We start from the raw sequence: 12,308 nt of genomic DNA, 5'->3' as shown, positions 1-12,308 counted from the left end.
GGATAGCGCCCGCTATTCGCCTTCACGCGCCAGCATTTCAGCAGATTTTCGGGCCGCCTTCAGTGATCCGATGGCTGCTAAATAATCGTGCACGGATCTGATTTTTCGCGCGACAAATCCGGGAAAGTCTTTCCCGCCCATCTCACTGACTTCTTCCGCATAAGACTGCCCATCGAGCAACGACCTGTTCTGGCCATGCCGCCGGAAACCGCCAAGCACGACCGGCACCGCCATCAGCCTCGCCTGCCGCGCAAAGGCACGCCACAGCGCAAAATCACCGGCCAGACGATGCCCCGTCACCTCATCCCGCTCAGCTGCGCTCATCCCCTCGATAAGTCGTTTACGGAAGAACATGCTTTCCTGCTGTAGGCAACCAAGAAGCCCGTCATGATACCAGCCCGCCCGGATCAGCCGCCGGGAGCGCCGCGCCAGCGGATAGACGGCACGTAACCGCCCCTCACTGTCCCACAGGGACGGCAGACCGGAAATCCAGTCAGCGCCCGTTTCAGCAAAAGCACGCGAAGCCTCAGCCACAGCCCAGGGCGGCATCAAATCATCGGCATTCAGCCAGCCGACATGGTCGCAATCTGTTGAAAGGATCCCGTTGAGCAGCGCGGGATATTGCCCGTCATCTGGGGCGCTCTGAACGGTGACCCGGCTATCCGCTTCACATCGGGCGGAGGCGATATCGAGCGTGCCGTCTGTACTGCCCCCATCAAGAACACAGAGCCGCCAGTCCGGCGAGGTCTGCGCCTCAATCGAAGCTATGGCTTCTGCAATAAACGAAGCGCCATTAAGGACCGGCATGAAGATCGTGATCGTCATGCCGGTCCTCTTGAATGATAAGCCGTAACCGGCGGTTTAACTTGAAACCGGGCGGCGATCGTCATTCCAGTAGGAAATGCACGGGATTTTCGACAGATCGCAGCGGTCAGCATATTTCTTCGCAATCTGCGTGACTTCCTCAAGAAGCCCGTTCTGAAGCGTGATCGGATCAAGACCGAGGCCGAGCAACTGGCGGTTCTCGACATGCAGCTCGTTCTCGTCATCCTCATTACGCGGATTGACGACATTCTCGATCTTGGCACCGGTCACTTCAGCGATCAGTTTCGCAAGATCGCGAACGCGGTGTGTCTCGGTCATCTGGTTGAGGATGCGCACCCGCTCACGCGATTGCGGCGGATTCTCAATCGCCAGCTGGATACATTTGACCGTATCCTGAATATGGATGAAGGCGCGCGTCTGACCGCCTGTTCCGTGAACCGTCAGCGGGAAGCCGACAGCGGCCTGCATAAGGAAGCGGTTGAGAACGGTGCCGTAATCGCCGTCATAATCGAAACGGTTGATCAGGCGCTCGTCCTGACGAGTTTCTTCGGTCTGTGTACCCCAGACAATACCCTGGTGCAGGTCGGTGACCTTCAGCCCGTCATTCTTGTTATAATAGGCGAACATCAGCTGATCCTGGGTCTTGGTCATGTGATAGATCGACCCGGGATTGGCAGGATAAAGGATTTCTTTGGTGACTTCCTCACCGCTATCGGTCCGCAGATGGACCGTCAGATAGCCCTCAGGAATCCGCATGCCCGCCGTGCCGTAACCGTAAACGCCCATCGTGCCGAGGTGGACGATATGCGTCGTGGACTGAAGACCAGCCTCGACAACGGCTGCAAGAATGTTGTGCGTCGCGGAGAGGTTATTGTCGACGGTATAGCGCTTGTGAGAGCTCGACTTCATCGAATAAGGCGCCGCACGCTGTTCGGCAAAATGGACGATCGTGTCCGGCTCGAAATTGCGCAGCAGGGTCAGAAGCTTGTCATAGTCCTGCGCGGCATCGATGTTCTCAAAACCGATCTGCTTGCCGGAAATTTCTTCCCAGGCGTCAAGGCGCACTGAAATCGGCCGGATCGGGGTGAGCGAGGCAACCTCAAGCTCGATATCAATCTTCCGGCGTGAAAGATTGTCAACGATCAGGACATCGTGGCCTGCATTGGAAAGGTGAAGGGCTGTCGGCCAACCGCAGAAACCGTCGCCACCAACTACAAGAATTTTCATAACGCTGTAATCCTGCCCGCTTGTCTGTCTTCAGGGTCAAGGAAAGTGCGCCCAATGCGACACTTTTACCAAATTTGCGACCCTCTATAGTGCCGCTGGGCCTCGCGGCAAGGTCAGATATCCAGAGAATGCGCGTAGCGCCGCCGGGCGGGCGCTGTCCATGCCCTCAATCACGTGAAATTAAAGGGTTACAGAGGCTTGCCGAGCTGGCTTATGAACGGGCCCGTCCCGCCCTCAAGGAAGCGCAATCTGTGCCGAGCCCCCTGTTCCTGATCGCTGACCCCTCCCTGACCGACCTCCGGGGGCATCACTACAACCTCACCCGCGCGGTTGCTGCGTCGGCGGAGGCGGCAGGCTTCAGGACGTCATGGCTCGTCAGTGCCGATCTGAGCGAGGGTCTGGGTGCCCAGCACCCTGAGGCAATCCCGACCTTCGGAAAGAGCATGTATGACGCCTATAAGGGCACCAAGACACCCGTCGCCCGCCGGGGGCTACTGGGGCGCTTCATGCGCAATTCAGGACCTAAAACGGCCCCGCCGGCGCCTGACCTCGCCCGCTCAATGGCGGAAGGCCTGAAAGAGGGCCTCAAAGAAAGCGGCGCCGGGCCGGATGACCACCTCCTCTTTCACACGGCCGATGGCGCGACCTACCGGGCGGTCGCCGCGCTGATAGCCGAGGACGAAGCCGTGTTGCTCCCCACCATCCATATCTGCACTCCCTATGACCCTGTGGGGGTCATGCCGAACCGGGCAAGCGCGGCCGAGGTCTCAGCACCCATTCATGAATGGGAGGAGGCAGGCCTCATCGGCACCAGAATTCATCTTTATGCAGAGAATGAGATTCTCGCCCGGCACCTAACCGAATTGTGGGAAGTCGAAGTCGCCCCCCTCCCCTTACCTGTCCTTGAACAGGATGACATCTCAGGGGAGGCCGCGAATTTCCGCGCCGAAAAATTACGCGTCACACCGGACAGTTTCGTGACCATCAGCCTTGGCGCGGCACGGCTCGAAAAGGGCTTTAATCTGTTTCCGGACATTATCCGGCGCGCTTTTGAATTGGCCGGCTCAGAGGAGTTTCCCGGCACAGCGCCGGAGAAGATCCATTTCGCCCTTCATGCGAGCCCGCAGATCATCGGCCGGCACCCGGTTATCGCCGCCACGCTGGAAAAACTTGATGCAGTCGACCCGAAAAAACTGACGCTTCTGAAAGAACCACTCTCGGATCTCGATTACCGCACTTTGCTAGGGGCTGCGGATGCTGTCTGTCTGCCCTATACCCCAAAAGATTACCGCGTGCGCAGCTCCGGGATCGTCACGGAAGCGATCGCGGCGGGTAAATTCCTGATCGCCACAGCCGGGACCTATCCGGGGCATGTCGCGGAAAGTTATCATGGCGGAACTGGTACGAGCCCGATCGACATGGCGCGCGCGCTCCTTGATGCGATGTCCAAGCGTGAGAAGCGCCAGCGCCTGCTCGACACTTCTGCCGCAGAATACCGGCAAGAAAATAGAGTCGCCGCCTATGTGACCCGGCTCAAGGGCGTGTAGCTTTGATATCTCATCCAGTAGAAAGCAAGCAGGATGAAGCTCAATCTATATGCAAATCGCAAAAGAACGCATCGATTTAGCGTTTCACCTAATACGCATAGAGACTTTCTTCCGCAAAGAATCGCCTGACACTTTCCGACAGGGCGCCCTCGCCCTTCTTGTTCAACGCTCTCGGATTACTCAATGTACTGAGTTTTTTCATCAAAAGCCTCGCTCCATACTCGGTGTTAGCCTGACTGAGGAAGCTGCAATTATCCGCTTGCGATACATGTCGCCCGACGATCTGCTCATTGATATTGGCGATCGTCCGCACAAGCATCTCTGGCCCGACGGAACCTATCAGCCATCCGCGGTTGACTGAGAGACAATAAAGCCGCCAGTACCAATGCACGAGCGGATCGGCCGCCGAAAGCCCCTGACCATGCCGGTTATAGACCAGACCGACGACACCTGAATAAACCCAGTTTGAGGCATGTTTAGCGAGACGTAATTTCAATCCCCAGTCTTCGTAAAGGCAGGCCTCAGTATCGTATCCACCGCATTCCTGATAAAGACGTTTACTGAAAGTCATGTTATGGGGCAGCGGATTTCGGCGCAGCAAGAGCGCTTCCAACCTCTTCTCCCGCGATTGCAGTTCAGCAAACCCGGAAAGGGAATTTGGCTGTAATCCCATCTCGTCAATCTTCATCATGTCGGAAAAAGCAACTAATGTAGATGGATCACCTCCAGCTACTTCAATTGCCCGGAGCTCATGCTCGATCTTTTTGGGGTAGATGAAATCATCACCGTCAAGTTGAGTAACAAACTCACTTTCCGCGCGCCGGAACGCATCATCACGGTTGCGCCCGACACCGATATTCTGCTCCCGGCAGAGGAAGTCGATCTGCGGGTTTTCTTCAGCATATCGACGAATAAATTCTTGCGAGCCGTCCTGGCTACAATCATCTGCGATAAGAATGGATTTGACAGGCCTGGACTGATTGAGGACAGAATCAACCGCCCCTCGTAAATATGCGCCATTGTTGAATGAAGTAATGACACAAGTGACATCTAGCGGCTCATGCACAACGCGCGCTTCACTCGCGACATTATCGATTGTCTTGATGACATCTCTGAATGCAAAATTCAGATACCAAAGTTTTCGGCTTGACTGCAACTGACTGGCGCCGTCAGCAAGACGTGACAGGCGGGCGACAGTTTCACGTTTGGTGATCCGCTGACTGCATAAGAGTAACTCTGTGTACTTAGCATTATGTGCATGACTTTTTCGAAGCCGTAGGCTCGACATATTCCGCTTGAGTGAAGGGCAATAATGGCCAGCCACACTGCCTGATGCGTATTTTTGTCCGGCTCTCTTTAAATGCTTTGTCCACACATCAGACTTCGCTTGCGTCAAACCAGAAGCCCATTCCACAAAGCGCCTGAAATAGGGCTCAGCATCTGACACATCATCGGATTTCAGAAGCTTGCGGGTCGTTTTGCCTTTGATCTGCCGTGTATATGCTTCTTTGTACAATCCTGAAGTTCTGATCTGCGCGAAGTCTCCGATGAGTTTCAGGAATAAGTAAGGGTCATGCCCCCAAAGCTCATATGGCAGGATCAGCACTCGATCCGGATTTTTGACCGCCGCTTCAAACGCCCAGTCATTCATGTGCTTCCACCACAACAGATTCCACTGCATTTCGGTCTGCGGCGCCCTGCCAAAATCATCTGTCCGCGCCGCAATGATCTCAGCGAGAAACCGTGCCCTGTCACTGGGATGATATTCATCCCCGTAAGGAGAGAAATTACTCAGAAGGGAATTACAGACATCCAGCGGGTTCCTGACAAGATGGATGATCCGCGTATCGGGGCCATGATCCAGGATGGGCTGCAATCGTCCCGCCCCCCTGATGACTTTGACCAGTGCATTCGGCCCTCTACTAAGAATAGTGCTCAGGAACGCATCGTGTGTCTCGTGGTTTCCATTTAGATGCAGCGGCGTTTCTGTATGAGTATAAATCCCATACGGATGAAGGTTATCTGTCACATTGAATTCCGAACGGAAATCAGCAGGCGACAGATTCCAGACGCCCCTCCCCCACAGATATGGCTCATAAATGCCCGTGAAGGGCGTCCCCTCCGCCTGCAGGCTGTCAAACAGGATCTGATACAGCAGCGTCGTGCCGGACCGCGCCACACCGCTGATGATCCAGTTTGTCATTCCGCCGCCCCATGGCTGAGCTGCCCGAAGCGGATACGATCAGCCTGATCGGCCCGATGTTCATGCTGTCCGTGCCAGTCATAAACAAAGCCGGCGGCCCGCAACTCTTCGCGGACATCTTCTGGACGCTCCCCAAACGGGAAAAGGAGCCGGCCGATAAGGCGCGTCATCCCGCCCCTCGCATTCCGGAAGAACATCACCGGATCCTGCTCGAATGTCGACCTCATCCGGTCCCCACGCCATGCACCGATGACCGCCGATGCAATTGGTACCCAGATCTTCGTGATACCGAATGGCCCATAGACACTTCCCCGAGGAAAGACGACACGGTGGGCAAGGTTACGGTTTACATGCGGCAGGGAATTGAAATAGAGCGATGGCTCCTTGTCATAAATACGATAGAGCGGCGTCGGAATACGCGGTTTGAGATACCGCCCGACGATTGGGGCAAGGAATTTCTTTCTCCACCCGAACAACCCATAATTAACAGCACCCGGCGCAAGTTTCGGTACGGCCTGCAAGGTGACAGTTTCAGTCACGACCTTCTGCGGCGCTGCGGGCTTTGCCTTTGGCTTGGGTTTTTTCGTCGCAGCCTTATTAAGCTGATACTCATAAGCATTGGACAGAATTTCGAATTCCCGCGCATCGAAAGCAGTCGGCGCTGGCTCCCCAGCGCGCGGCGTCATATCCTCGAAAAGTCTGCCATCTTCACGTCCCATATAATGCCGGGCAATCGATTCGTTGACGGATGCATGATCGGCAAGGATCTGCTCGCTTTGGCCGTCCGCAAGCGCCCAGGGCTTAGATATCGGTCGGCCAATCTCCTCCCGATAGGCCGTGATCTTGCGCGTCGCCTCCTCGACAAAGTCGAGATACGCTTCCCGGCTCGGATAGGAGAGCTTGTTGAAATGCCGGAACATCGGCAGGTGCTCACTCCCCAACGGGAAGGAATTCGACTTGCTCTTTTCGGGCCAGGGCAGAACTGCCAACGCAGGCAGATTTGCGGCAGCCGCAAAGTCGGCAATCAGGTCACCATCTACAAACTGCGAACGCTCATAGGGGCGTACAATGATGTTCTCCCGGCCGATCCGTTCGTTCCAACGGTTAAGGACGTTGAGATAGTTGAGCCGTTCGGCGGTCTCAGGGCTTTCCAGCCATTCTGTGAATTCCTTATCGATCCGACCAACGGCCCCACCGGCAACGAACTCAGCATATTGCGCATTTGCCCATTCATCCTGACGGCGAAGATAGGCGATCATCTGCACATCAAAGCCGCGGAAATACTCCGCCAGCATATCGGCCTTCGCATTGAGGAAGAATGCCTCGCTCGACAGGACAATCGTATGGATACGGCCTTTCATCAGGCGCAGGCCATCCAGCAGATAGTTGAGCAGGAATGGATCCCGTTTCACCGCAGCCGGAGCAAAATTTGCTTGGCCAGCTACTTTTTGTGGACGTCCCTTTTGTTGGAACAACCCACGTTCAGGATACCAGATCCCTTCTCGCAGCAAGGCCGGACGGTTCTGGTCCATGTAATGCTGAAGGAATGTGCTGCCGGTCTTGGTCGCGCCGATATGGATGACGATCCGGGGTAAAGCTCCCAGCGACACATCCGGCCGCGCGGATAGCTCTTTTGCCAGCCCGTTTCGGGCGTAAAGGTTCAGCGCATATTGGAGATCTGCTTCAAATTCATCGCACGGCTCATCCTTATAAATCGTATATAGCTTCTCTTGAGGGATCGGAGCTTCTTCTATTGCAGTACGGGCGAGGTCGTACTCTTCAGCTCTGATTGCCGCAAAGATTAATCTGTATACATTTGGTTTCAGCTTAGACTTGCTGAAAACATAGGCATCAAATACCAGATCGTTGGAATTCACGTTCGTGGATAGGAACACCTCTCGAATACGATCGAAAAATTCTTCCGACTGGATGTTTAATTTTCCAGCGCTGACTAACTCATATGGAAAGCCACAGAATATATAATGTATATACTGAGCTATTGTGAAGTTAGCATGATACCAAAGTTCGCTTGATCTCCCGAAAGCACCCGCAATAGACAGTAGCTCAACAACATCTTCAAAATTCTTGATTTGATCTTCGTAGTCCTGAGCGGTTTTCTCCCTTCTTGCCGTTGAATCCTGACGTATACGATATATAAAAGCTTCACTTGATGTCGTGCTGATACACTTTGCGCTCAGCAGCGCTTTTAAAAGGAATGGGCGCTCCTCCCATTTGGGCGTTGTGAATTTTATATCACTTTCCTGAAGAAATTCTCGCCGGTAGAGCCATTGGCAGTGATGCCTACTGTGTAGCAAGACCGTAGCTTCTGCGAATGTCTTCTTTTGAAAATTCTCATCGAAATATTTTTCGGTTTCATCTCGACGATCGCGCAAATGCTGTCCGCTCGAATCCTCTATTCTCTCTATGTTTTTTCGTCCACGGACTAAATCTGCACCATCTTCACACGCAACATTGTAAACCGTCTCCAGGTGAGTTGGAGAAGCCAGGTAGTCATCCGAGTCGATGAACCAGATATATTCGCCGCGTGCCGCCTTTATCCCAGCATTGCGGGCGAAACCCTGCCCGACATTCTCTTTCATGATGATCGGCCGAATGCGCGAATCCTCCGCCGCGAGCCGGTCGATGATGGCCTGACTGCCATCCGGGCTCTGGTCATTCACCGGAATGATCTCGATATCTTCCAATGTCTGTCGCTGGATCGAGCGCAAGCACTCCTCAATATACTGCTCAACCCCATAGACCGGCAGAATGACAGAAATTTTTGGCGGACGCTCCGTCGCCGGCAAGGCAATTGGCGGTGCATAGGGACGGTGCTGCTCAATGAAATCGAGCGCATCTTCTATCCTGCTGGGGACCGCACATCCCGGCACATGATAAATTGTGTACCAATCATAAAAATAGTGAAAAAGCTCAATCAGGGAGCGGTTCCGATGCCTGTGCGGCACTGGCTGCCGGTCATCGGTCAGCCCCCAGCCGGCATAAAAAGGTGCACCGAAGCAGACGACCTTTTTGCCTGCAAACAGCGCCTCAAGCCCCATCTGGCTGGTGCCCACATAGACTGTGTCGACCAGGTCAAAGAGCGTATAAGGATTGACCGGCTCACGCAGAATGCGCACCCGGCCGGTGTCACGCAAGTGCTCGAAATAGCCTGCACGATTCTCTCTCTTGAGCTCTGATTTTTCCCAGTAAGTGTCCGGATGGGATTTTACCAATATCTCCGCATCAGGATTTTCCTGAATGGCGGCGAGCAGCATAGATTCAAAGCCGTGCGTATTGATTTTGCCATAGATTGTCGAGGCATCAGCGTAGCTCTGGTCACAAACGAGCACACGGCGAGAATATCCCTCCGTCATGGCAGGCGCTGTAAAAGGCTGGGCGTTATATTTGCTGATTCTTCGATCGACGATGCGTCTGATCAAACCTTCGGCTCGCGCACTCTCGGCATCGCTCAGTTCGGCATCACTGTTCAGTTTCTGGATCAGACGATTGGGATAATCCGTCATGAAATAATGCGCGATGTCATCATAGACATACCCCAAGCAAGACATTTCAGGGCGGCGATTTTTAAAAGAATGTATCCATCCGTATACTGATGCTAGAAATCCCGTCTCATACAGAACAATGTTATTTTCAGACTTATACCCCCCAAACACCTTACCGGCTCTAAAATTAGATGATTTTTGAGATCGCAGTAGCGTTCCATGTGATAGCATATTAGCATCTGAGGCATATAAACCCTCATCAATGCTTTTAAGACCACGAAACAAGCCACCCAGATTAGCTCCGTAACCTGATTCCAAGACATCTACTGAGTAACTAGAAATCACTTCCTTTTGACGGAGAGAAAGAACCTTTTCTCTGATGTCGACAGCTTGCTTGAGACGCTCGCTTCCGAGATCAAGGAAATCCCTGAAGTTGAGATATGCATCACCTTCCTCCTGCGACATTTCCTTACCCCTAGTTCAGCATCTCATCATCGGAAGCGAAGGCAAAAGAGTTCAATCGATCCTCATGCACTTCAATCAACTCCGTACTAAGATATTTTAATCCCCCACATACTGCCTTAAAGAAGAGAGATTCCCATTTATCAAGAACATAGTTTTCGCCGAATTCTTCCGTATATTTATTTAACCCAGATTTCCCCATGCGATTTCTCAGCTCACGTCCTTGAGTTAGCTCAATCAATCGCGCCTCCAGACTCTGGTGGGCTACTCTATCCGAAAAAACAAAACCTGTTTCACCGCATGAAATAAGCTCATAAATTTCGTTGCAAGCGGCAAAGCCGACGCAGGGCAAGCCATGCGCCATGGCCTCCAGCGTGGTCATGGGAAAACCTTCGAACAGGGCGGCAGAGCAGAAAATCTGCGCCTTTTCATAGCAGACATAAGTATCGTCTGTGTACCCATGAAAATCGACAGAGTCGGCAACTCCCAGCTCTTTAGCCAGTGACTGCAAGCGGCCAAGCTCCGGCCCGTCGCCAACAATCCGCAGCCGCCATTCCGGGACAAGGGGCAGGATCTTCGCGAAGGCCCTGATCAACTGGTCGACATTCTTTCGCGGCACCAAACGGCAGACGGCCAGTATCGTCTTAGGCTCTCCGTCCACACCGGCAGGCTCTGCCAATCGACGAGCGGGCGGCACCGTATTGGGAATGACCTCAATCCTGTCCTGAAAGCTCTCCGGCAATGTCTTGCGGAACGCCTCGACCAGGAGGTGGATTTTGGTGGCCCCACTGAAGAATGTCAGCCGCTCGTCCTCGGTGAAGGCGCCGATCCGCTGCGGAAAGCGCGGATCGATATGTTCTGACAAAACGACCGGAAGGCCGAGACGGTGCGCGCATCTGACATAGCGGCCAAAGGTCCGGTTCATGTGCAGACCGACAATCAGCTCGACATTGGCCTGCGCAACGGCCGCCATTAACAGGAGATCGTCAGTAGGTTCCCCTTCTGGCAGGTGCCAGAGCCGGATCGTGGGATCGAGTGGCCAGCGAGACGGCGCCCGGTCATTGTCGAATGTGAAGATCTGCACTTCATGACCGCGCTCTGCCATGGCATTCGCCATCGCCTGCCCGACATTCTCCGTTCCACCGCGGCTTTTCGTGATCCACGGCACAAAGAACGCAATTTTCATCCGCTTCCGGACGATATGGGTCGGAGGCGCGTCTTCGGCGGCGGCCTCCTCCGGCATTTGGGCCTGTTTGGCTGGCGGCAGCTCTTCCGGCGCCTGCTGCCATTCCCAATTCCATGACGGTATATCGCCATCAAACCCCTGCTGCGCATCGAAGTCTTCGGGAAAGCGGCCATAGCGCTGCAGCAGCTCCAGATCGCCATTGGCAAAGCGCAGCACGTGGCGCGGCAGGGGTCCTGTCCCTCGGCCGACAGCGCCAAAAATATTATATCCATGCCGGATGAAGGCGCCGCTACGCACATCAAATCCAGCAACGGCCAGCACATACATCAGTAGGCCAACATTCCATCCGGGCTTTACATGCCCGCCGACAATATCCGGCTTGAATGGCGGCACGCTGATGAAAAACTTGCCGCCCGGTTTGAGGATCCGCCGGATCTCCGCCAGCGCCCTGCCCGTGTCGAGCACATGCTCCACCACATGGGCGCACCAGATGACATCGAAGCTTTCATCTTCGAAGATCGACATGTCACAGATATCGATGCCTTCATGAAGCTCGATCACTTCCGCGAGGTCTTCGGTGTCAGAGATATAGTCAGAGACATCAAACCCCGTCGCGGAGACGGACCAGCCCGCCGCTGCAAAGGCATTCGCCGCTCGCCCCCGGCCAAGGCCGATATCCAGCATTCGCCCGGTGACGGGCGACCGCGCCAGTGCCTCCGCTACGAGGTCGCCCTGACCGACTATTTGCGTGGTGACGCTGATCACCGCCTGCCCCCAATTTATCCCGACAGGCGCAGATGGCGTCTTATGGGATCGCCATACCGGTTACGCTGCGACGTCACGGCTAAAGTGTGTCGTCGTCCGCCTGTAATCTAGGGTTGTGTGTTAGCGGCTGCACAACCCTTTAGCAACCCGAGATTGAGGCTGGCTGAAAAATTCGGATTCCTAGAATTTCAGCCTAGGGCGGAGCGCGAGAAAACTCGCGTCAGACCGAAGCGTGAAGATCAACGAAGGGGGCCAGATGGGGACGCTGTAATTCAATGCTTTCCGTACCGGCCATAGTCATCGGCCGGTGCAATGATGGCTTTGGTCAGCGCTTTCTCATCGGAACGCCCCTGTACCGCCTTAGGGCCATTCTTGAGCTTCTCAATTGGAGCCAGAGCGAACTCAAAACCCGGACCACTTTATTCCAGGGCGGGCCAGCACAAGCAGCTTGCAGCTCACATCAGGAAGACAATATCGTTTCAATATCCAGCTAAGTTAGTCACCCGACGAATGCGCACTCCATTTCAGCAGGGCTGCGGTCTGGCTCACAACCGTATTGATGGCTACGGGGGCTAGATCTTGGATCGAAC

The 12,308-nt window shown here is 54.4% G+C and carries 6 protein-coding genes; 1 reads left to right on the top strand and 5 read right to left on the bottom strand.

Going from position 1 to position 12,308, the window contains the following annotated elements; all coding sequences use genetic code 11:
* Window positions 1-12: 12 nt before the first annotated feature.
* Entirely contained in the window at window positions 13-825 is an 813-nt protein-coding gene (locus DX908_RS14740; RefSeq protein ID WP_116393253.1) for a glycosyltransferase, read from the bottom strand.
* Window positions 826-861: 36 nt separating this feature from the next.
* Window positions 862-2,052: an NAD-dependent epimerase/dehydratase family protein gene (locus DX908_RS14735; protein WP_116393252.1), complete on the bottom strand. Its 1,191-nt coding sequence runs from the start codon at window positions 2,050-2,052 to the stop codon at window positions 862-864.
* Window positions 2,053-2,303: 251 nt separating this feature from the next.
* Here DX908_RS14735 and DX908_RS14730 point away from each other — a divergent pair, with 251 nt between their 5' ends.
* The gene (locus DX908_RS14730) at window positions 2,304-3,599 is read left to right on the top strand and encodes a glycosyltransferase (protein ID WP_116393251.1); all 1,296 of its coding nucleotides are present in this window, start codon (window positions 2,304-2,306) and stop codon (window positions 3,597-3,599) included.
* 88 nt (window positions 3,600-3,687) lie between these two features.
* Here DX908_RS14730 and DX908_RS14725 read toward each other — a convergent pair whose 3' ends face one another.
* The 3 genes from DX908_RS14725 to DX908_RS14715 are packed head-to-tail and all read right to left on the bottom strand — an operon-like array spanning window position 3,688 to window position 11,718.
* A complete protein-coding gene (locus DX908_RS14725; RefSeq protein WP_116393250.1) occupies window positions 3,688-5,802 on the bottom strand; it encodes a glycosyltransferase in 2,115 nt (704 codons plus the stop codon).
* Window positions 5,799-9,770, bottom strand: coding sequence for a glycosyltransferase (locus DX908_RS14720; protein WP_116393249.1), 3,972 nt, complete (start codon window positions 9,768-9,770; stop codon window positions 5,799-5,801). Before DX908_RS14720 ends, DX908_RS14725 begins: the two co-directional genes overlap by 4 nt.
* Window positions 9,771-9,780: 10 nt before the next feature.
* Window positions 9,781-11,718, bottom strand: a complete 1,938-nt coding sequence (locus DX908_RS14715) for a glycosyltransferase (RefSeq protein WP_147303825.1) — start codon at window positions 11,716-11,718, stop codon at window positions 9,781-9,783.
* Between the last annotated feature and the right edge of the window lie 590 nt (window positions 11,719-12,308).

Source organism: Parvularcula marina (genome assembly GCF_003399445.1).
In the GTDB taxonomy this organism is placed as follows: Bacteria; Pseudomonadota; Alphaproteobacteria; order Caulobacterales; family Parvularculaceae; genus Parvularcula; species Parvularcula marina.
Note: the sequence above shows the minus strand (reverse complement) of the source record. Positions and strands in the feature narration are given on the sequence as shown.